This window comes from Saccharothrix carnea (genome assembly GCF_003014735.1).
Taxonomy (GTDB): Bacteria; Actinomycetota; Actinomycetes; order Mycobacteriales; family Pseudonocardiaceae; genus Actinosynnema; species Actinosynnema carneum.
The window spans coordinates 306,450-327,882 of sequence record NZ_PYAX01000003.1 but is presented as its reverse complement, the minus strand read 5'-3'; the positions used below and the strand labels follow the sequence as shown (position 1 = coordinate 327,882).

Genomic DNA, 21,433 nt, shown 5'->3' with positions numbered 1-21,433 from the left:
ACGCGCTGGGGGGATTGCTGTTCGCTGCCTCTCGGGCCGTTGTTCTCACGACAACGAAGGCGAGCGATGAAAAATCATTTAACACGATCACGTGGGTGGATTCGTGTCCTGCTGGCAGGACTGATCACATCGGTCACGGTTGCGGGTGGGGTGCTGCCGGCTTCGGCGGACCCCGATTCAATTCCACCCGATCTGCTGTCGAAGGGCACCGTGGTGTCCTCGGAACTGAAGTTCCACCCGGCGAACGAAGTCGGGGTGACCGCTCACACGGGGATGCGCCCCGGTCCGCGGCCCATCCTGGAGCAACTGCGCCAGGAGGACCGCGACGCCAAGGCGACCTACCGGTCGGACTACGGCCCGCCGCAGCTCACCGCGCAGGGCTGGTCCCCGCCGCCGTTCGAGTACGACTACATCACCACCCCGGACGAGTGCCACGAGCACGCTGACGCCGCCGGCTCGGACGACGGGTGGATCAAGAACCACTACGCGTTCTGCCGCATCATGAAGGGGGAGAAGGGCGACCGGATCTGCGTCCTCAACCAGTGCGTCACCGTGAAGTCGACCTTCCGCGTCACGATTTTGGGCTTCGGGTCGGAGCGCGACCGGGCGGTCCGGTTCGTCACGTTCGTCGACGACATCGTCTCGAACACCCCGGCGCTCAAGGAAGCGACGTTCCTCAAGCTCGACTTGGAGTGCACCGCGCTGGTGAACGGCGACGAGTGCACCGAGGACCCGCGACAGCCGACGGACCTGGAGAAGTCGCTCGCGGAGTGGGAACGCGTGCCGGCCTACGCCACGCGCTTCACGTCCACTGCGCCGGCGCTGACGCCGGAGAACCCCAACCGACTCGGCTACATGGACTTCTGGTCCCGCGCGACGGCGCGGGTGATCGGGCTGCCCAACTCGCGGCCCCAGACGAAGGACAGCCCGCCGCAGAAGGTCCGGTACGACACCGTCAACTACCTGAACCTCAACGGCAACAACGCCGCGATCTTCAGCAGGGTCAAGGCCGTCATGCACATCCCGGTGAGCCGGCCGGAATTCGCGGCGATGACCGAGTCGGCGGCGCACTACCGGCTCGCCCAGCAATCACCGCAGCTCACCATCCCGCGCATCGACGGCAAAACGATCCCCGGTGCGGTGAACGGTGAAGCCCTCACCCGCTGGTACTTCAACAACACCAACCAGAACCGCGCGGAGGCGGTGAAGGCGTGCGTCGCCGAGTGGGGCGCCGGGTACGCCGAGGGCGGGAAGTACCAGTGTGACGAGTACCCGTTCAACACCACCCACCAGGGAGCGGCCCGTGGGGACGGGCGGTTCTCGGTGAGCCGCATCTCCGGCCCGGACAACGAGGCCGCCGGCACCTGGCTGGGAGCGTGGTACTCCTACGACCGCATCCTGGACAGCGACGCGTTCCACGTCGACCCGACGCCGTGACGGTGGGCGGGACGGGCGGTCACCTCGCCCGTCCCGCCGCTCACCGGGGCCAGAACTGCATGACCCAGTGCTCGACGGCCTCCTCCGTGTAAGGCATGGAGCCCACTTCGGCGGCGGCCTCGCGACCCCGGCAGTGCACCCGCATCGCGTAGACACCGGGACCGCTCAGCCGCAGGGTCCCCTCCGGGGCCCAGGTCGTCACGGTGGCCAGTCGCAGCACCCCGGAGGTCAGGGGGACCTCGTCCTCCCACACCACGTCCCACTGCCCTTCGGGCAGCTCCGCAGGTCCGTCCCACGACTCCAGCCGCACGGCCGCCAGGTGCATGGCGCCGCCACTGCGGAAGATCGCGCCGTTCTTCCCGGTCAGCATCGTCTCCGGTGAGCCCAGGGCGGACCAGCCCGGCTCGCCGGGTTCCACCCGGTCGTCGTCGATGAGGCCGAACTTGCCCCACTCGACGGTGACGTGCTCGTCCAACGCGGCCAACAGCCTTGCCATCCCCGCCCCCTCCGGCAGTCGCGGTCCGTGGTGTACCAGCATGCCGATCCCGTCATCACCGCGAGCAGGTGTCGGGCGGACGCGTTCGCGGGCGGGCACGACGATCTATCGTCCTGTCGGTGACCATGCACAGCGATCCCGAGCGGACTCGGTTACGCATCGCCGAACTGGACCGGTACATGAGTGCTCACGTCCTGGGTGACGGCGGATTCAGGTGCAGCAAGGAGGCAGCCTGTCGGGCGTCGGCATTGCGGCGTCAGGGCACGTCGTTCTGGCGCGGCCAGTTGTCGCACGTCGGTCACCACTACGACATCGTGGAGAACGGCCGGCCGTGGCGCGTCCTCGTGCTGGGCATGGAGACCGGCAGGGAACGCGAGCACGTCACATTGGCGGAGCGGCGGTCGGAGCAGCAGCCGGTGATCGACGGTGATCCACGCAGCCGGAAGCCGCACATGAAAGGCACCGCGAGCGCGTTGCGACTGGCGTTCGGCCGCGAGCCGGGATCGGACCGGCGTGGCGAGATGCTCGACCTGGCGAACACTCCGCGCCCGGTGCACGTCATGGACGCCTACGCGCTGGTCAACGTTCGGCTGTGCTCGGCCGTCGCCACCGGGACCACCGCATCACGGGGGACCGCGGTGATGACCGCGAACTGCCTGCCGCACCTGGCAGTCACGGTGCGGATACTGGAGCCGACGCTGTGCGTCCTGCAAAGCCGACCTGCCCGCGCAGGGATCGACCCCATAGTGACGCGGGCGAGAACCCTCGCGCCGAACCTGGAACACGTCCACCTGGCCGGCGCGCCCGTCTACCTGGCGTCATTCGGCCACCCGCACCAAATGGGCCCGCACTCGTCGCTGAACTGGGGAAGGTCGTTCTCGACGCCTTACCTCGACGGCGTCGTGGCCCCGACCATCCGGGCGGCCCGAGACCTGTATCAGGGAGCCTGACCGGAGCCGTCGACCTCCGCGCGGGACAGGGGCGTCCGGAGGCGGAACATGGACAGGTCGTAGCCGTTGAGGCTGCCGGAGATCTGCTTGTCGCCGGCGGCGTACCGGAGTGACGTGAGAAGCTCTTTGGACAGGAACGCGCCCTCCACGGGGTAGGCCGCGCCTTCTTCACCGATGCGGCGGGTCAGCTGACCAGCCAGGTACTGGGCCAAGCTGTTGTGCTTGCCGATGCCGCTGCCGCCGATCTCGACCTTCAACTCCTTGGCGACGTCGGAATAGGCGGCGTCCAGCTTGATCGCCAGTTGGTAGGCGGTGATGAACGGGCGGCCGAAGTGGTGCCCCGCCGGGTTGGCGATGGGAACAGTACGCAGCACCGCACGGACCTTGTCGAGGACTTCCAGCCTGGCCCAGACGCTCATCTTTTCATACCTCCGTGGAAGTGCGGGTCTGTCGGGTGTTCATCAGTTGCGGGGGCGCAGCGTTACACAGCGAATCGAGCGGGGCCGGGACAGCGCCGCGGACGTGCCGCCCCGGCCTGCTTCACGCGGTGATGTCAGAACAGCGGCTCGCCGCTCGCGGACGATGACAGGCGTGCCGCGTGCTTGGGCCTGCCCTTGGCGTGCAGACCGTTCGCGACCTCCTCGGCATAGCGCTGGTGGTTGAGTTCGAGGAGCCGGTCCAGCACCTCGACCTGGACCGCTGGTGCGAGCGTGAACCGGCGGCCTTGCGCGGTCTCGTGGAAACCGTGACCGAGATCCAGGTCGGTCCACCCGAACGCCTGTGCCACCGACTCGTCCACCTCGGTGTGGAGTTCCCTCAGCCGCCCGACCTCGGGATCGCTGACGGCGTCGTTGTGAACGAGGTTGTAGAGCTTGGTCAACCCGAGGTGCCGGTCCAGCATCACCCCGCGCCGGAACCGGTGCAGCTCTTCGCCGATTCGGTCCATGCGCGGTGTCAGCTCAGGCTGAGGGAAGGTCTCGAACCCATCGGACGGCGTGTAGCGGGCATCATTGCGCATTGTCGACTCGCCCTTGGTGGTCCACCAGGTGAAGTGCAGGTTGCTCGACAACAGCGTCAGATGAGCGTCCCGGTCGGTGGCGAAGACGACTACCTGTTCGCTCATCACCTGTCCCGTTGGTACCCACACCGGCAGGCCGGTAGCACTGACGCGGGCGATGGCCAGCACCCGGTCCAGGGCTTCGACGACTCGGTAGAGTTCCGTAGTCGGTCTGGTGAAGCGCCACCAGGCCTCGCGGCGCTGTTTGTTGGCGTTGAGGGCGCGGAACGGCTTGACTTCCCGTTCAACGATAGTGAAGCAGTCCGGGTACGTCGCCGCCTGTGGCTTGTCCCAATTTCGGAAGTTGATGATCCATCGAGACGCTGAGCAGTCTGCTCTGGAGTTGAGGTCTTCGCCGACGACATAGGGAAACAGCACATCGCTGTTGCGCTTGTCCCTGTCGATTAATTCGGCCGCCTCGGTCGGATCGAGCAAGAATCCGGTGCCGAGCACGTAGGAACCGATGAACGACTGTCCCGCGTTGGCGGCTAATCGGTGAGCGTCACCGGACACGCGAGACGGCAAGTCGAGGGACGACGTGTAGAAGACCTCGTCCTCTTCCGTCTGCCCGACCCACACCAGCGACACCGTGACGGATTGCTTGGTTTGAGGCCAAGGCTGGGACTTGACGGCACGATAGATCCGCCAACCCGCCGAGATCACTTGGTCGAGCCCGACCTCACGGGTGTCCCCCTGGGCGATGGTGTTGGTGGCGATGATCCCGACGCGGCCACCGGCCGAGATCTGCAGGTCGCGCAACAGAAAGTATGAGCACAGGTCGGCGCTGCCGCGCTTGCCCTTGGCCAACCGGGTGACCAGGTACTCGCGAACATCGCGCCCTATCGACCCGGTCAGCCGCTGACCGCCGACGAACGGCGGGTTGCCGATGATCGCGTCGAAGCCGCCGCGCCGCATGACCTCCGGGAACTCCAGTGCCCAGTGGAACGGCCTGAGCGGGCGTGGGCGGCCGGTGGAGAGCCACTCGGTGACGACCTCGCGAACCCGTTGCTCGGCCGGACCGCCGTTCTCCTCCTCGGTCAGCAGACTGATGGCCTCTTCCGACACGGCGGCTAAGCGATCGCGGTAACGCTGTTCGCCCTGCCCGAACGTGGTCAGCGCCGCGCCGACCACCACGTCGGCGACGAGCCGGAGCCGTCGGGTCAGGTGGTCCGCGCGGGACAACTTCTCCTGCTTCTCGGTGATCTGCCGGATGTCGTCGGCCGCATGATCCTCGATGCATCGCCGCAGGTCGGCGACCTCGGCGAGGACCGGGCTGATGAGGTCTTCGGCGACGCCGAACGTCCAGCGCCCCGACTCCCGGCCCGCGCCGTTCGGGTCGAGGTGGAAGCGCTCGACCTGGCGCTCGCTGGTCAGACCGAGCAGCGAGTCGCCGCAGCGCAGGGCGTGGTCGACGAAGCTGAACGGCCTCCCCTTGGCCCAGGTGACGAGCCACAGCGACAGCTTGGCCAGCACCACGGCCATGTCATCGTGGTCCACGCCGTACAGGCAGCGCGCCGCGACCTGGCGCATCGCGGCCAGCCGCACGTCATCGGCAGTACCGCCGACATCGGAGGGCAGTCCTTCCCGCTCCCACGCTTCGACCAGTCGAGCGGCGAGGTACTCGCACGCCGAGACGAGGAACGCGCCGGACCCCATGGTGGGGTCGCAGACCTTGAGCGCCAGCAGCTCGTCGGCGGTGCGGGGCCGGAATTCACCAGAGGGTTCCCGGACCCGACACAGCGGTGCGAGCGTGTGCTCGACAACCTCGCGGGCCAGCTCACGAGGGGTGTAGTACGTGCCGGTGCTGCGCCGGCCGCCATCACCGGTGAAGACCACCGACCCGGCCGGGAAGACCGTCGGGGCGCCGCGTAGGTCCCTACGCAGCAGACCCCAGAACGGTCGGACGCGGTCGGCGAGTGCGGAATCGTTGTCGCAGGCGGCGTGCAGCGCGGCCAGGTCGGCCGGGGTTGGTTGGGCGGCGAGTGCCTTTTCCGTCTGCTTGGTGGTCAGGCCGCAGACGTCGGTGAAGTCCACGCCCGACTCCACCGCAGACAGCGGCAGCCCCGGTTCCCACTTGCCGATCAGGCCCAGGTGGGGTTCGGTGACCTTGCGGCAGGAGTGGTCGAGCAGACCTTCGTAGACGTGTCCGATCTGCTCGACGTGCAACCCCTGGTAGGTCAGCCGCTCGGCAGCCTTGCCGCGGTGCTTGAGCACCAGCAGCGACTCCAGGACCTCGTGCGTGACCCGGTCGGTGACGCGCATGGCAGTCAGCCACGGGTGGGCGGCCAGGTCGAACAGCGAGCCGCCGTGCGCGGGGATGCGGAGATCCGGGTGCTCACTGCCTCCGTGCACGGCCTGGAACGTCGCCAGCAGCCGGGACCACGCGGCGCTGCGCCGGTCGCCCACCTCCTCCCCGTGCCGGTCGCGGTCCTCTCCGAGCTGCTGGTGCAGCGTCGTGACCGCGTAGCCGTCCCGGTAGACGGGGTCGCGGAGCGGGAGCAGCTCGCGCTGCTCGGCGTAGAGGAGGAACACCAACCGCATGAGGGTGGTCAGCGCGGCTCGGTAGATCTCGCGCTCGCCGACCTCGACCAGCAGCGCGCCGCGGGCTTCGCGGTCGAGCCGGGAGAACTCGCCGACCAGCAGCTCCACGGCCTGTCGGACTTGTCCGCCGAGCGTGTCCGTGATGCGGCTCTGCTCTTCCTCGGTGCGGGCGAGCAGGGCGGCGGTGGTGTCTGGGCGCTCGACGGGGGCGAGTACTCGCTGTGCCGAGAGCAGCGACACGAACGCGCGCAACAGCAGTGGCTCTTCAGCCCAAAGATCGGCGTCGAAGACAGCGGTGCTGGTAGGGCCGCCGGGCCGGGCGTGGATCAGCGTCCAGAACCGGCCGTTCGTCGAAAGCGCCAGTGCGGTGCCGGTGTCGCGGCATACGCGGGCAGCCAGCTCGATGTCCACGTCCCGGCGGTAGAGGTGCAAGCGCACGTCGCCATCCGCAGGGGACAGCACGACCTGATCAGGCTTGAAGGACCCTCGGATGTCGTTTTTCGCGGCTGCGGCATCCCGAAGCGCAGAGGGTGGGAAGCGCAGCAGTTCGCCGAGCACGAAGTCCTGCCACGCCTCCCCGAAGAGGACGGGATCGGCGTCGAACTCCGTCCACGATTGGCGTAACCGATCGCGCAAAACTGCGGGAACGGTGTCGATGCCGGAGGGGAAAACCTCCGCGAGGAGTGGAAGGGCGATGAAAGGGCCGGCTGGTCGGAGGAGGGAGAGCCACTCTCCGTGTTGCTCCGCAACGGCGGCGTGGCGTGCTCTTTTCGTTACAGTAGAGGTTTGCTCACTTATATGCGTGGTAATGGACACCGAAGTTCTTCATGGATGCACCGGTGGTCGTTAGCCGATGCCGTCAGCCAGTGGCCGTGCCGGTCGAGAGGTGTAGCGCTGCGGTCCGGTCCGGCGATGAACCGGTGGAGTGCGGACGAGGAGGTCGTGGTGGGACGCATCAATGATTGGTACGACGATCACGCTCACGTGATCGATGTGCTCCCAGGGTTCGACTTCGAGAACGACGATCGGCCGGACCCCTTCAGCATCGACGACTTGGTGGTGGAGTCCCGGCGGGGGGCGCACGCCGAGCCCGTCGGCAAGCGGGCGGCGCAGCCTTCCGCAGCGGGTAGGAAGTCGGCGGCGATGAAGCCTGAAACCTGGCGGAAGGCCATTCGGGACTGGCGCAACCGCAATCCGCAGAGTTCTTACAGGGACTGTGCGCGCGCCGTTACCGGGATCGTCGGCCATCCCGTCACCCGACAAATGGTCGCGGACGAATTGAATCGCAAGCAGCCCGCACCCACGTCGGTGAAGGGTGCCAAGTCGGCGAGGAAAGAAAAATCGACGGTACCCGCTAAGGGCAAATCGGCTTCCGGGTCATCGAAACAGGAGAAGGTCGCGAAGACGGCGACGAAGGGCCGTCGCGTCAGGCGCGTGAGGAAGTACGGCACGGTCGCACCCCAGGCCAATCCCAGCCCACACCGCCGCACCTCGCTGCCGCGCCCGGATCAGATCGCCACCAGGGTCGTCCGCTGCGACTCGTGCGACATGGTCGTCACCGAGAACGGTGGGTGCCGATGCTGAACGCCGGCCGGCCGACGTGGCGGTCCCACCTGCCGCTTCCGCGCGTTCCCGCCGACTACCGTACGAGCGCATGAACCGCCCGTCCGTCCTCCCTCCACCGGAACCCCGCGTCATCCGCGATCGGCTCCAGGAGCTGGTGCTCAAAGACCTCCTCGGTCCGCTGGAAGGCGAGCACGAGGAGTTCACGCGGGAAGACCCACTGGACCGCTACCCGCTGGGCCGCCTCGCGCCGCGCGGCGAGGTGATCGAGCCGGAGACCCAGGACGAGCTGGCCGAGAGCGCCGCCGCCGAGCCGGAGGAAGGCGTGCGGGAACCCAGCGCGCCGAATACGGCCAGCCTCGCCTTGTCCTCCATCGGGTTCACCACGACCGTCGCCGGGGACGTCGACCGGCTTGAGGTGACCGCGAAGTGGGGCCGCTACGAGCGCGTCACCGCCGAGACGGCGGAAGGGCTGCCCAACCGCGTGTGGCGGCGAGTCCCGCTGAAAGGGACCGTCACGGTGGCGCTCGCCGAAGGGCAGCTCGTCCCGATGGCGGTGGTGGCGGAAGCCCCGGATGTCGTGGTGCGGGGTAAGGCACGGCGGCACGGCAGCGACTGGCTGGTGTCGTTGTTCCTGGAGAACCGGCAGCCGCGCGGCAACGGGCGTGCCTCGGCCGACTGGCTGTTCCAGGCGGAGTTGTCCGCCGCCGCACCGGGCGGAGCCGAGGTGTTCCTACCCCGCCCCGACGAGCCGTCCGGCGGGCACCCGGTCGACCAGGACGAGCAACGCGGCCTCGCCATGACCTACCGCTTCGTGCCCGAGTTCGCGATCGGGCACGGCGCCGCGGTGACGGCCGAGCGGCGCACCGACCGGTCAGAGCGCGCGGTCCGGCTCACCACCAGCACCGTGCCGCACGCGGAGGTCCCCGCCACGGACGTGCCGAACGTGGAGGACGACGAGGACCTGGAGGCGCTGCGGGACGTCGTGCTCGACATGCGGGTGCTCGCCGAGCTCGCCGACGGCCCACCGGAGCCGCTGGCGGCGGTCCTGCGCCCCCTCGTCACCGGCTACCGCACGTGGATCGAGCAGCGCACCGAGGAGGTCGACGGCCCGGACGCCCGGCTCGACGGTCACCGCTCCGAAGCGGTCGAGGCGCTGAAGACCGCACGCCGCACGGCCGACCGGATCGAGGCGGGCGTAGCCCTGCTGGAGACCGACGTCGACGTGCGCCGCGCGTTCGGGTTCGCCAACCGCGCGATGGCCGAGCAGCGCGTGCACAGCGAGGCCGCCGACGTGCGCCGCCGCGACCGGACCCGGTCACTGGCCGAGGTCGTGGCCGAGGTGGACGTGCCAACCGAACGCAGTTGGCGGCCGTTCCAGCTAGCTTTCGTCCTGCTCAACCTGCCGTCCTTGGCCGATCCGCGGCACGACGAGCGGTCACCGGATCGGAACAAGGGGCTGGCCGACCTGCTGTGGTTCCCCACGGGCGGCGGCAAGACCGAGGCTTACCTGGGGCTGACCGCTTTCACCCTGGCCATCCGGCGGCTGCAACCGGCGTACGGCGGGTTGCGAGCGGACGAGGGCGTCGCCGTGCTGATGCGCTACACGCTCCGGCTGCTGACGATCCAGCAGTTCGAGCGTGCGACGACGCTGATCTGCGCCGCCGAGGTGTTGCGCCGCGACGACTTGGCCACCTGGGGCCCCGCGCCGTTCCGCGTCGGGCTGTGGGTCGGCGGACGCGTCACCCCCAACCGCACCGACGACGCGGCCGACTGGGTGCAGAACGTGCGGAGGTCCCGCGGCAAACCCACGTTCGGCCAGGGCTCGCCGCACCAGGTCACCAACTGCCCGTGGTGCGGCACCCCGATCGACAAGGGCGGGATCGACGTCGAGAAGGCCTCGCGCCGCACTGTGATCGAGTGCGCCGACGTGCTGTGCCCGTTCGGCGCCCTGCCCGGTCCGAGCGACCCCTGGGACCGAGGACTGCCGGTGCTCGTGGTGGACGAGGAGATCTACCGCCACCCGCCGAGCCTGCTCATCGCCACCGTCGACAAGTTCGCCCAACTCCCCTGGAAGGGTGAGACCGCTGCCCTGTTCGGGCGTGTGGGCAAGCGCTGCGACGTGCACGGGTACCTGGCCAAGGACGCGGAGGACGCCGACTGGGAGAAGAAGCGGCACGCGGGCCGCCGCACCGAGGTGACCTGGTTGCGCCCGCCGGACCTGATCATCCAGGACGAGCTGCACCTCATCTCCGGGCCGCTCGGGTCGCTGGTCGGCCTCTACGAGACAGCCGTGGACCTGCTGGCGACGTGGCGGCTCGACGACGGCCGGTCCGTCCGGCCCAAGGTCGTCGCGTCCACCGCGACCGTCCGCCGCGCCACCCAGCAGATCGGGGACCTGTTTAACCGCAGGACCGAGGTGTTCCCGCCGTCGGGCCTGACCGTCGACGACAGCTACTTCGCCCGCAGGCGACCCGTCCGGGACCGGCCCGGCCGCCGGTACGTCGGGATCTGCGCGCACGGGTCGCGCATGAAATCCACCCTGATCCGCGTGTACGTGTCCGTGCTCGGCGCGGCGCAGCGGCTGCACGAGGAGTACGGGCGCAACGAGGTGACCGACCCGTACATGACGCTCGTCGGCTACTTCAACTCGCTGCGCGACCTGGGCGGGATGCGCAGGTTGGTGGAGGACGACGTCAGTGCCCGTCTCGTCCGGGCCGACCAGCGCGGCCTGGCCAAGCGGTACGACCTGGCGCAGGCCGAGCTGACGTCCAGGATGAACTCCGACGCCATCCGGCCCCTGCTGGACAAGTTGGAGATCCGGTTCGGCGACCGGCCCAAGGGCTCACCCAAGCCGATCGACGTGCTGCTCGCCACGAGCATGATCGCGGTCGGGGTCGACGTGCCGCGCCTAGGCGTGATGGTCGTGACCAACCAGCCCAAGTCCACCGCCGAGTACATCCAGGCCACCAGCCGCGTCGGCCGCCAGGCGCCTGGCCTGGTGTTCACCGTCTACAACTGGGCCCGGCCGCGTGACCTGTCGCACTTCGAGACCTTCGAGCACTTCCACCAGACCTACTACCGGCGCGTCGAAGCGCTCTCCGTGACCCCGTTCGCCGACCGCGCTATCGACCGCGGCCTCACCGGAGTCATGGTGGCGCTGGTGCGCAACCTGGAACTCGACCACAACGGCAACTTCGGAGCGCGCACGTTCGACCGGCACTCCAAGCTGGCCGATCACGTCGTGCGCCGCCTGGGCCAGCGGGCGGAGGCTTTCCCCAGGGGAGCGAAGCAGCGCGTCACCGAACAGCTGGAACAGCGCCTCGACCAGTGGGCCAAGGCGCAGGGCCAGCCGGGTGTCCGCCTCGGCTACGACCAGCCGCCGGCATCCGGGGACATCGCGGGCCTGCTGCGCCGGGCAGGCACGCCCGGCCGGTCCGGGCTGCCCGCGCCGACGTCGCTGCGCGACGTCGAACCCGGCATCCAGTTGCAGCTGCTCCCTGGGATCGACCCGTGGGGCGATGAACCGCGGTTCCGGCCGCCGAACGACGACACCGACGGGGGTGACCGGTGACCTCCTCCGACCCGAACCACCCGAGCCGGGTCGGCAGCCTGCGGCCGAGCCAGCTCCTGCACACCTACGGTGTCGGTTCGGTGGCCGACCTGCCGAACCTGTCCGTCATCACCCTGGGCCTCGACCACTGGGACCTCTCGGCCGCCAGGGAGATCACCGAGGACCGGTTGCTCGCCGCCGTGCGTGCCCGCCTCGGCGACCAGGTGGAGCGGCTCTGGCACCCACCGCACCTGCCGGAGACGCCCGACGTGTTCGGGCAGTGGGCCAAGGTGGGCGTTCCGGTCGGGCTGTTCCCGACCTGGCTGCGGTGCTCCGAGCCTGGCTGCAACTACCTCGGGCGTGCCGACGCCCAGCCGTTCGGCTTCGTCCACGACGCCTACCGCCCGGACCGGGTGCGGTACCTGCACAACTGTTCGAAACGGGGAGTCGCGGTCCCCGCCCGGTTCGTCCTGGCCTGCGACAACGGGCACCTGGACGACTTCCCGTGGCTCTACTTCGTCCACCGGGGGACGGAGCCGACCGACGACCACGTCCTCAGGCTCTACGAGACCGGCACCACCGGTGAGGTGGCCAACGTCCGCGTCGAGTGCTCGTGCGGGATGAAGCAGAGCATGGCGCAGGCGGTCGGCCTGGCCGCCGCGGCCACCCTGCCGCGCTGTCGTGGCCGCCATCCCCACCTGGGGACGTTCGAGGACTGCGACCAACGGCCCCGCACCCTCGTCCTCGGCGCGACCAACAGCTGGTTCGCCATGCAGCTGCGCGCCTTCAGCCTGCCGCAGGCCACCGGTCAGGTGGAACACGCCGTCGCCGAGTACTGGGGCGTGTTGAGCCTGCTCGCCGGGTTGGACGAGACCATCGGCAAGAGCCTGATGCGCAGCCAGGCGTGCTGGCCCGAACTGAGCCGGCACGGCGAGGACGAAGTGTGGCGCGCGATCCGGCAGCACGCCGACTCACCACCTGATCCGGCTCCCGACGACACCCACGACCTGCGTACTCCCGAGTGGGACGTGTTCAGCGGTCGTGAGGAGTACGACCTCGACGACTTCACCACCCGCCGTGAGACCCGGCCGAAGGACGCCCAGACGTGGCTGGAGAACGTCCTGCTGGTCACGCGACTGCGCGAAGTGGCCGCGCTCTACGGGTTCACCCGCATCGATGCCCCTGAGTGGGGTGAACCCGGCGCGCAGGACGTGCGACGCGCGCGCTTGTCGGTGGAAGCTCCGACCTGGGTGCCGTGCGCCGAGATGCGTGGCGAAGGCATCTTCCTCCACTTCAAGGAGGACGTGCTGGCGTCCTGGGAGCGCTCGGATGAGGTGCGGAGGCGGACCGCGAAACTGGAACCCGCCCACCACGAGTGGCGACGGCGGCGGCAGCTCGACCCGGACGCCTGGCCCGGCGCGCGGTACGTGCTGCTGCACACTTTCGCGCACGCACTGATCCGCGAACTGGCGCTGGAATCCGGGTACAGCGCCTCTGGCATCGGCGAGCGGATCTACGCGACCAACGAGCGGCGTGACATGGCGGGTGTCCTGCTCTACACCGCAGCCCCGGACAGCGAAGGCACCCTCGGAGGGCTGGTGAGGCTCGGCGAGAAGGAGAACCTGGGCGCGCTGATCAGGCGGGCGCTCGACGCGGCGAGGCTGTGCAGCAGCGACCCGCTGTGCTCCGAGCACGACCCGACCGAACACGGCCGGCTCTACGGGGCGGCCTGCCACGCCTGTCTGTTCGCATCCGAAACCTCGTGCGAACGAGGAAACCAGTACCTCGACCGGGCGCTGCTCGTGGACACCCTCGCATCCAGTGGGCCGGGATTCTTCCGGTGACCGACCTCGCCGCCGACCTGGCTGGATTGGTCGTCCTGCTGTCCGACACCCAGATCGCCAACTGGTGCGCGGCCCTCGCCGGCATGGCAGGTCCGGCGGACGGCTCGCTGCGCGTGCTCATCACGCGCGAACCCGGCACGGAGGCGGCGACCGCCGCCGAACGGCTCGTGAGGGCGTGGCGTCGGCATGCTCCCGACCTGCCCGGGCCGGCGATCGCACTGGCCCTGGCCACCGCGGCGCACGTGCAGGAGCGGGCAGACAACGACCGTGCGCGACTCGTGATCAGTGGCCCGATGACCGACGCCGTACCCGTGCGGCTCACCGGAGCAGTGGTCGGTGAAGTCGTGAGCCGGGCGACCCGCAGGCTGCTGGTGGTCAGCTTCGCCGCTTACGGAGTCGCCGAGGTGACTCGTCACCTCCTGGCCGCCGCCCACCGGGGCGTCCGGTTGGACCTCGTCCTGGAGACCTCGACCGCGGAGGGAGGCGCGCTGCGCGGCGCGGGAGGCGCGGAGGTGTTCGCCGGGCTGCGGGACGTGGCGACTTTCTGGCACTGGCCCGCCGAACATCGCGGCGGGGCCGCGTCGTTGCACGCGAAGGTGGTGGTCGCTGACGCGGAGACAGCGCTCCTTGGCAGCGCCAACCTCACCGATCGGGGCTTGTCGGGCAACATCGAGGTGGGCGTGCTGTCCCACGACCGTGCGTTCGCGTCGAGACTCGACGGACACTTCCGTGCGCTGATGCGGCCCGAAGCGCGATGCTTCAGCCGGTTGCCGTGAGCGCCTGCACCAGCGCGGCGGTGATGTCGTTCACCGGCCTTCGCGCCCTGCTCGTCGACGCCGGTCCGGATCGACCACGGGGTAGCGGTTCGCGACCGGCGTCTCCACGTCGCCCCGCCGAGAGGCGTCCGCCGGTGGGTGGTTGGCGGTCAGGCCCACCCGGGCGGCCGCACGGCCGGCCGCGCCACCGCCGCCGAGAGGTCCGGGGCAGGTGCCTCGGCGGTACGTGGCGCGGCCGGGTGCGGGGGTGCCGCCGAAGTGCCGGGGGCACGCCGGGACGCCCGCGCGGTGCACTCGGCGTCGCTCGGGTACACCAGCGCGGTCACGCCCGCGATCACCGCGACCGCGACCACCCACCAGCGTCTTCCCACACCTCAACGGTCCGTTTCACAACCGCCTGACGTCGAGCGATTCCTCCTGTGCGGTTCCTGAAGATTCGTCACGTCGCACGATGTACGCGCCGCCGTTGCGCCGTTCGGACACCGCCTCCACCAGTTCGGTGCCGCGGTAGACGAGCCCGGCGCCGTCGTCGGTGCAGTGCGTCTCCGGCAGCAGGCCCGCCGCCACCGCCGCCTGGATCGTCGGCCGCCGTTCCGCCTCGCTGTCGTAGTGCACGCCGTTGCCGTACGGCAGGAAGCCCAGGCCGTTGGTGATCACGCGCAGCTCCGGGCCGAACGAGTCCGTCGAACCGCCCACGAACCAGCAGATCGACCCGGCGGACACGCCACCGAGCACGACACCGGCCTGCCACGCGTCCCGCAGCGCCGAGCCGAGGTCGTGCACCGCCCACACCGCCAACAGGTTCGCCACCGAACCACCGCCGACCCACACCACGTCGTGCGACGCGAGGAAGCCCGGCACGTCGGTCGTCGGCGGCATCGTGAACAGGTTCAGGTGCGACACCTCCCACCCCGCCAGCTGCCCGGCTTCGGAGATGTCCGCGTTGAACCACCGCTGGTCGCCCGCCGCCGTGCCGATGTGGCACAGCCGCGGTGTGCGGCCGTGCACGCCGGACAGGTCGACGGCGTGGTGCACGAGTCGGTGGAACTCCAGGTTGGTGCGTCGCCCGGCGCGGAAACCACCTGAGGTCGCCACGATCGTCGGCTGGTCTGCTGCCATGCCCGTGATCCTGGCAGCGCTCGCGCCGGCGCGGGTGTGGAATCATCCCTCGCGTGAAGTTCCTGCCGAGACTCCGCAGGCTTGCCACGCGCGTCGTCCTCGGCGGCCTCGTGATCGGGCTCCTCGTCGTCGGCGGCACGGCGTTCCGCGTGTGGCAGGTGGCCCGCGAGGACGACCGCACCCACGCCGACATGGCCGTGGTCCTCGGCGCGGCCCAGTACAACGGCGTGCCGTCCGAGGTGCTGGAGGCACGGCTGGAGCACGCGCGCAGGCTCTACGAGCAGGGCGTGGTCAACTACATCGCCACCACCGGCGGCAGGCAGCCCGGCGACAACTTCACCGAGGGGCAGGCCGGTCGGCTCTGGCTGGAGGCGCACGACGTGCCCGCCGACCGCATCCTCGAAGTCGGCGAGGGCACCGACACGCTGGGCAGCATCCGGGCGCTGGCCGCCGCCGCCCGCGCCAAGTCCCTCAGCACGGCCGTGATCGTGAGCGATCCGTGGCACTCCCTGCGGGCGCGCACGATGGCCGAGGACGAGGGCCTGTCCGCGTGGACGTCGCCGACCCGCAGCGGGCCGAACGTGCAGACCCGCCAGACGCAGCTGTTCTACATCCGCCGCGAGACCGGCGCGCTGCTCTACTACCACCTGATGAAGGCGCCGGCGGGCGCGTTCGACGGCATCCTGCTGTAGGTCGCCGCTTACCCTGAGCGGATGAGCCAGGGCTACACCGGGCACGACTTCGCGCGGCTGCTCCCCGAGCCGCCCAAGGGGGCGGTGCTGCCCGGCGCGCGCACCGAGCGCCGTACGCCGTTCTCCCGCGACCGGGCCAGGGTGCTGCACTCGGCGGCGCTGCGCCGGCTCGCGGGCAAGACCCAGGTCGTCGGGCCGGGCGAGGGCGCGGAGGTGACCGGCGTGCCGCGCACCCGGCTCACCCACTCGTTGGAAGTCGCCCAGATCGGCCGCGGCATCGGCGAGGAGCTGGGGTGCGACCCGGACTTGGTCGACACCGCGGGCCTGGCGCACGACATCGGGCACCCGCCGTTCGGGCACAACGGCGAACGCGCGCTGGACGAGCTGGCCGGGCCGTGCGGCGGTTTCGAGGGCAACGCCCAGACCCTGCGCATCCTGACCCGGCTGGAACCCAAGACCGCCAAGGGCCTCAACCTGACCCGGGCGTGCCTGGACGCGGCCACCAAGTACCCGTGGACCCGCCGTCCCGGGATGGCGAAGTTCGGCGCCTACGACGACGACCTCGACGTGTTCAACTGGGTGCGCGAGGGCGCTCCGGAGCGGCGGCGCTGCCTGGAAGCCCAGGTCATGGACTGGGCCGACGACGTCGCCTACTCCGTGCACGACGTGGAGGACGGCGTGCTCGCGCACCGGATCAGCCTGTCCGCCCTCGGCGACCCGGCCGAACGCGCCGCCATCGCGGGCCTGGCCGCGAAGCACTTCTCCGACGAGCCCGCGTCCGTGCTCGAAGCCACCGCGACCGAGTTGCTCGGCCTGCCCGTGATCGCCGAACTGGCCGAGTACGACGGCACGCTGCGCGCCCAGGTGGCGTTGAAGCGGCTCACCAGCGAACTGGTCGGCCGGTTCGCCTCCGCCGCCGTGGGCGCGACCCGCGAGGTGCACGGCGACGGCCCGCTGAGCCGCTACCGGGCCGACCTGGTCGTGCCGCCGCGCGTCGCGGCCGAGGTGGCGCTGCTCAAGGCGGTCGCGGTGCGGTACGTGATGAGCGACCCGTCGCGGCTGGCCATGCAGGCGCGGCAACGGGAACTGGTCGCGGAACTGGTCCACCTGTTGCTGATGCGCGCACCGGACACCCTCGACCCGGCGTTCCACCCCGCGTGGGCCGCCGCCGGCACGGACGCCGAACGGCTGCGCGTCGTGGTCGACCAGGTCGCCTCGCTCACCGACGCCCAGGCCGTGGCGTGGCGGCGGGCGCTGGCGAACGACCACCCCGAGCCCCTGTGACCAGTGGCACACTCGGTGTCATGGCCGATGAAGCGAAGAGACCGCCAGGTCGCCCGTGGCCGTGGCGCCGACCGAGCCGCGAACCGGTGAAGGTCGCGCGTGAGCTGCCGTACGGGTGGACTGGTTGGGACGACGAACCCGACGACGGTTCCGCCGGGGTGCGGGAACCACGCCACCCCCAGCCGCTCGGACCCACGAGCGGCGCGGGCGAACGTCCGATCCCGGACGAGCCCACAGCGGTTAAGGAGACCCAGTGCCTGATCGAACGCACCTGACGTTCGCCCTCACGCTCCACGACGCCGTCGCTCCCGACCGCACGCGCAACGCCTGCTGGTCGCCGTACTCGGTGGCCAGCGCGCTCGGCCTGACGGCGCACGCGGCGCGCGGCGAGACGGAGGCCGAACTGGTCGCGCTGCTCGGCGCGGACCACGCCAAGGTGCTCAAGGGCGCGGTGGTGGGCGACGACGCCGAGTTCTCCGTCGCCAACACGCTGTGGGCCTGGGACGAGCTGCCGGTCAACGAAGGCTTCCTCACCGACCTGGCCGGGTGGCCGGGCGCGAAGGTCCGCTCGGTGCCGTTCGCCGACGACCCGGAGGGCTCGCGCAAGCTCATCAACGCCGACGTCGCCGAGACGACCCGCGGGCTGATCCCGGAGCTGCTGGCGGCCGGGGCGATCACGTCCGACACGGTCGCGACCCTGGTCAACGCGCTGTACCTGAAGTGCGCGTGGGTCGAGGAGTTCCCCGATCACGACACCGCCGACCTGCCGTTCCGCGGCACGGGCACCGTCGCGACCATGCGCCGCGAGGGCAACATGCGCTACGCCCAGCGCGACGGCTGGCAGGCCGTGGCGCTGCCCGCGCGCGGTGGCGTCGAGGCGGTCGTGCTGCTGCCCGATGGCGACCTGGGCGGCACCGAAGGCGTGCCCGAGGTGCTGGAGGCGCTGGACCAGGACCGGATCGAGCTGTTCCTGCCCAAGCTGGACCTGTCCGTGAACGTCTCGCTCGCCGAGGCGCTGCAGCAGGTCGGCGTGCGCAGGATGTTCGGCCAGGGCGCGGACCTCACCGGGCTGAGCCCCGACCCCCGGCTCTTCGTGGACGACGTGGTGCACGAGGCCGTGCTGCGCTTGGACGAGCAGGGCTTCGAAGGCGCGGCGGCGACCGCCGTGGTGATGCGCCTCACGTCTTTCATGCCGGTCGAACCCGCGCGCACGGTCCGCGTCGACCGGCCCTACCTCCTGCTGGTCCGGCACACCGAAACGGGCGCGATCTTCTTCCTCGCCCAGGTGGCCAAGCCGTGAGTTGACTCGGGTGCGATGACTTCCGAGGGGCACAGGTCGGGTTCAGCCTGGGAGTGACAATTTCCCTTGGTGGACCCGCACCCGTTCAGCGAACTGAGGACACTGCGCCGCGACGAGCTGGCCCGCCAAGTCGGCGCGGGCACCCCGTCGCGCCCAGTACACGGTCTGTTCACGGGTCACGAGTTGGACCAGGGAGGGCGCACTGTCATCGACCAACACGAAGAAGTCGTCAGGTTTGTATGCCTCATAGGGCCTCGAGTCCGCGTCCTGATCAGCGGAGAAAAAACCGTTGTCACCGGTCAGGATGAAATCCGCTCGGCAGGCCACGGCTGCGGCGTGCACGTGCCGGTCGTCGCCGTCACCACCAGGGTGCGAGTCGTCGATGGTGAAGTCCTCGACCCTGCCGCCCTCGAAGGTCTTCGCGATCAGGTCCCGTATCGAGGTGATCTTCGCGCCACTCCACTCCGGATGATTGCGACGCAGGCGGTAGATGGTCTCCGCGAGCACGTCCTCGGTCCAGTAGACCGTGTAGACCTCGCCGGATGACCTCAGTTGCAACAGTGCGAGCCAATCCCGCAGCGTGCGGGAGTACAGCACGTTGGCGTCGACGAAGACTCTCGTGGGGGCCACCGCAAAAGGCTAGCTGTCGACCACCTCTTCTCCGTGATCGGGTCGACAGCCCACAATCCGAATGTCAATCGTCTTCCAGTGCGCGCAGTTCATTGAATGCGGCCAACTGGCGTTGCCTGCGCGCATGCCGCTCTTGCAGCACGTCGGCCGTCCGCAAGCGGGTGTGCGAGCCGACCTTGTGCGAGGGAATCTCGCCGGCATTGATCTTGCGCATCAAGGTGGGGCGCGAGATGCCCAGCAGTTGGGCGGCGGCGGTGGTCGTCAGTTCCTCTGGCATCGCGCTGACGGTGACCACGTGACCCTGCGCCACGGCGTGGACGACCTGGGCGATGATCGCCGACAACTCGTCCGGTACCGGGACGGCTTCACCTTGTCCACCGGTCAAGGCGGTGAACCGCGCACCGCGAGGGGGGAGCCGCGTCATCAATGCCTGTGCTTGCTGCTGGTCGCGTTCGTCCGCCAACACGACATCACGGTCAGCCGTGGTCACTACCGTCGACACCGCCATCACTCCCTCCGCAGGGCGTTACGGTTACAACCGATCGCGGCTGCACTTATATGTGCAACACCCGTCCATGGAACCACGCCTGTTGCGTAGGTGCAACCTCAGCTCTTCCTCGCCCAGGTGGCCAAGCCGTGAGCGGTTTTCTGAGGGCTGTCACGTCTTGAGCCCCCTCCTCGTCCACCGGGTGGACACCCGAAACGAGGAGGGGACATGGCACCGAGGATCCCGGTCGTCACGACCAAGCAGGCCAACCCGCTGGTGAGGTTCGCCTACCGGTTCGCCAAGAAGCGGTTCGGGGCGGTGCCCGAGCCGTTCACGGTGGCGGCGCACCACCGCAAGCTGTTCGTCGCGAGCGCGCGCCACGAGATGGCCGTGGAGAAGGCCGCCAAGACGCTGCCCGTGTCGTTGCGCGAGCTGGTGGTGTACCTCACGGCGGTGAAGCTCGGCTGCTCGTGGTGCGTCGACTTCGGCACCATGCTGATCAAGCACGAGGGCCTGGACGTCGACCGGCTCAAGGAGATCCACGACTACGCGAACTCGGACAAGTACACCGAGCTGGAGAAGCTGGCACTCGCCTACGCCGACGCGATGACCGAGACGCCCACCGCCGTCACCGACGAGCAGGTCGCCGAGCTCGACCGGCGGCTGGGCCACCAGGGCCTGGTCGAGCTGACCTACCTGATCGCGCTGGAGAACCAGCGGGGCCGGTTCAACTCGGCGTTCGGCATCACCGACCAGGGGTTCACCTCGGGTGACGCCTGCCGGGTGCCGCTGCCCTAAGCACCGCTGTCGGGGAACGGCACGTGGCCGAGCTTGTCCGGGTTCGACATGTCGTACAAGCCGGCCACCTTGCCGTCCCGCACCACGAGCGCCTCGACCCGGGGCGTGAGCTCGCCCTGGGCCGCGAACACCAGCCCCAGGTCGCCGTTGACCAGCGCGGGCCGGCCCTCGACGTCGCCGTACCGGCGCATGAGGCCGATGATGAGACGAGCCACCTTGTCCGCGCCGCTGACCACGTTGAACGCGGTCTTCGCCTTGCCGCCGCCGTCGCCCACGAGCACCACGTCCGGGTGCAGCAGGCCGAGCACGGCGTTGATGTCACCGGACGCCACGGCCTGGATGAACCGCTCCAGCACCTCGCGCTGCTCCTCCAGCGCCACCCGCGGCGGCGGGTCGGCCTCGGCCGCCGCCCGACGGCCCCGTGACGCGTGCTGGCGCGCCGTGGCGACCGTGCAGCCCAACGCGTCGGCGATCTCCGCGAACGGCACGTCGAACGCGTCGTGCAGCACGAACGCCACCCGCTGCTCGGGCGTGAGGCGGTCCAGCACGACCAGCGCCGCCATCCGCACGCCGTCGTCGCGCACCACCGCGTCCAACGGGTCGTCCTCGCCGGAGGTGATCAGCGGCTCGAGCAGCCACTGCCCGACGTACCGCTCCCGCCGCACGGCCGCCGACCGCAGCCGGTCCAAGCAGATCCGCCCCACCACGGTCGTCAGCCAGCCGCGCAGGTCCCGGATGCCGGCACGGGCCTGCTCGCTCAGCCCGGCCAGCCGCAACCACGCCTCCTGCACGGCGTCCTCGGCGTCCGCGACGCTGCCGGTGAGCCGGTAGGCCACGCCGACCAGGTGCGAGCGGTGACCGGTGAAGGTCGAGGCCAGGGTCTGCTCGGCAGCGGTCACGGGCACC

18 protein-coding genes are annotated in these 21,433 nt (G+C 69.9%); 10 read left to right on the top strand and 8 right to left on the bottom strand.

Translation table 11 applies throughout. The features are described 5' to 3' along the window. Positions 1-255 precede the first annotated feature (255 nt). The gene (locus tag B0I31_RS09815) at positions 256-1,437 is read left to right on the top strand and encodes a NucA/NucB deoxyribonuclease domain-containing protein (protein WP_146173796.1); all 1,182 of its coding nucleotides are present in this window, start codon (positions 256-258) and stop codon (positions 1,435-1,437) included. Between the two features lie 40 nt (positions 1,438-1,477). On the opposite strand, the gene B0I31_RS09810 is transcribed toward B0I31_RS09815, so the two are convergent. Beyond that, positions 1,478-1,933 carry a hypothetical protein gene (locus B0I31_RS09810; protein ID WP_106615014.1) on the bottom strand — a complete coding sequence of 152 codons (456 nt, stop codon included), beginning with the start codon at positions 1,931-1,933 and terminating at the stop codon, positions 1,478-1,480. Positions 1,934-2,052: 119 nt separating this feature from the next. Between B0I31_RS09810 and B0I31_RS09805 the strand changes: the two genes are divergently transcribed. Beyond that, complete coding sequence (locus B0I31_RS09805; RefSeq protein ID WP_146173795.1) at positions 2,053-2,883, top strand: hypothetical protein; 831 nt, start codon at positions 2,053-2,055, stop codon at positions 2,881-2,883. Here the strand turns inward: B0I31_RS09805 and B0I31_RS09800 are convergent. Together B0I31_RS09800 and B0I31_RS09795 are read right to left on the bottom strand one after the other, a co-directional pair. Next, positions 2,871-3,302, bottom strand: a complete 432-nt coding sequence (locus B0I31_RS09800) for a hypothetical protein (protein ID WP_106615012.1) — start codon at positions 3,300-3,302, stop codon at positions 2,871-2,873. The two genes, B0I31_RS09805 and B0I31_RS09800, sit on opposite strands and share 13 nt — an antisense overlap. A 134-nt stretch (positions 3,303-3,436) precedes the next feature. Further along, entirely contained in the window at positions 3,437-7,117 is a 3,681-nt protein-coding gene (locus B0I31_RS09795; RefSeq protein WP_146173794.1) for an Eco57I restriction-modification methylase domain-containing protein, read from the bottom strand. 306 nt (positions 7,118-7,423) lie between these two features. Between B0I31_RS09795 and B0I31_RS09790 the strand changes: the two genes are divergently transcribed. From B0I31_RS09790 to drmC, 4 genes are all read left to right on the top strand, one after another. Further along, the gene (locus B0I31_RS09790) at positions 7,424-8,065 is read left to right on the top strand and encodes a hypothetical protein (RefSeq protein ID WP_146173793.1); all 642 of its coding nucleotides are present in this window, start codon (positions 7,424-7,426) and stop codon (positions 8,063-8,065) included. Between the two features lie 70 nt (positions 8,066-8,135). Further along, the gene (gene drmA, locus B0I31_RS09785) at positions 8,136-11,618 is read left to right on the top strand and encodes a DISARM system helicase DrmA (RefSeq protein WP_106615009.1); all 3,483 of its coding nucleotides are present in this window, start codon (positions 8,136-8,138) and stop codon (positions 11,616-11,618) included. Continuing rightward, the gene (gene drmB / locus B0I31_RS09780) at positions 11,615-13,441 is read left to right on the top strand and encodes a DUF1998 domain-containing protein (protein ID WP_106615008.1); all 1,827 of its coding nucleotides are present in this window, start codon (positions 11,615-11,617) and stop codon (positions 13,439-13,441) included. The genes drmA and drmB overlap by 4 nt, the downstream gene beginning before the upstream one ends. Beyond that, positions 13,438-14,217, top strand: coding sequence for a DISARM system phospholipase D-like protein DrmC (drmC, locus tag B0I31_RS09775; RefSeq protein WP_106615007.1), 780 nt, complete (start codon positions 13,438-13,440; stop codon positions 14,215-14,217). The genes drmB and drmC overlap by 4 nt, the downstream gene beginning before the upstream one ends. Positions 14,218-14,366: 149 nt before the next feature. Here drmC and B0I31_RS09770 read toward each other — a convergent pair whose 3' ends face one another. Next, a complete protein-coding gene (locus B0I31_RS09770; protein WP_146173792.1) occupies positions 14,367-14,588 on the bottom strand; it encodes a hypothetical protein in 222 nt (73 codons plus the stop codon). 16 nt (positions 14,589-14,604) lie between these two features. Further along, positions 14,605-15,336, bottom strand: coding sequence for a Type 1 glutamine amidotransferase-like domain-containing protein (locus tag B0I31_RS09765; protein WP_106615005.1), 732 nt, complete (start codon positions 15,334-15,336; stop codon positions 14,605-14,607). Between the two features lie 53 nt (positions 15,337-15,389). Between B0I31_RS09765 and B0I31_RS09760 the strand changes: the two genes are divergently transcribed. The 3 genes from B0I31_RS09760 to B0I31_RS09750 all read left to right on the top strand — a co-directional run bounded on the left by B0I31_RS09760 (position 15,390) and on the right by B0I31_RS09750 (position 18,612). Then, on the top strand, positions 15,390-16,028 hold the full coding sequence (locus B0I31_RS09760) for a YdcF family protein (protein WP_106615004.1): 639 nt from the start codon (positions 15,390-15,392) through the stop codon (positions 16,026-16,028). A gap of 21 nt (positions 16,029-16,049) precedes the next feature. Then, on the top strand, positions 16,050-17,312 hold the full coding sequence (locus tag B0I31_RS09755; protein WP_106615003.1) for a deoxyguanosinetriphosphate triphosphohydrolase: 1,263 nt from the start codon (positions 16,050-16,052) through the stop codon (positions 17,310-17,312). A gap of 253 nt (positions 17,313-17,565) precedes the next feature. Further along, positions 17,566-18,612 (top strand): serpin family protein, encoded by a 1,047-nt coding sequence (locus B0I31_RS09750; protein WP_106615002.1) that lies wholly within the window; start codon positions 17,566-17,568, stop codon positions 18,610-18,612. A 42-nt stretch (positions 18,613-18,654) separates the two neighbouring features. Here B0I31_RS09750 and B0I31_RS09745 read toward each other — a convergent pair whose 3' ends face one another. Both B0I31_RS09745 and B0I31_RS09740 read right to left on the bottom strand, forming a co-directional pair. Beyond that, entirely contained in the window at positions 18,655-19,242 is a 588-nt protein-coding gene (locus B0I31_RS09745; RefSeq protein WP_106615001.1) for a PIN domain-containing protein, read from the bottom strand. Between the two features lie 64 nt (positions 19,243-19,306). Further along, on the bottom strand, positions 19,307-19,750 hold the full coding sequence (locus tag B0I31_RS09740; protein WP_106615404.1) for a helix-turn-helix domain-containing protein: 444 nt from the start codon (positions 19,748-19,750) through the stop codon (positions 19,307-19,309). 207 nt (positions 19,751-19,957) lie between these two features. Here B0I31_RS09740 and B0I31_RS09735 point away from each other — a divergent pair, with 207 nt between their 5' ends. Beyond that, positions 19,958-20,527 (top strand): carboxymuconolactone decarboxylase family protein, encoded by a 570-nt coding sequence (locus B0I31_RS09735; RefSeq protein WP_106615000.1) that lies wholly within the window; start codon positions 19,958-19,960, stop codon positions 20,525-20,527. Here the strand turns inward: B0I31_RS09735 and B0I31_RS09730 are convergent. Further along, a complete protein-coding gene (locus B0I31_RS09730; RefSeq protein WP_245949780.1) occupies positions 20,524-21,426 on the bottom strand; it encodes a sigma-70 family RNA polymerase sigma factor in 903 nt (300 codons plus the stop codon). The two genes, B0I31_RS09735 and B0I31_RS09730, sit on opposite strands and share 4 nt — an antisense overlap. Between the last annotated feature and the right edge of the window lie 7 nt (positions 21,427-21,433).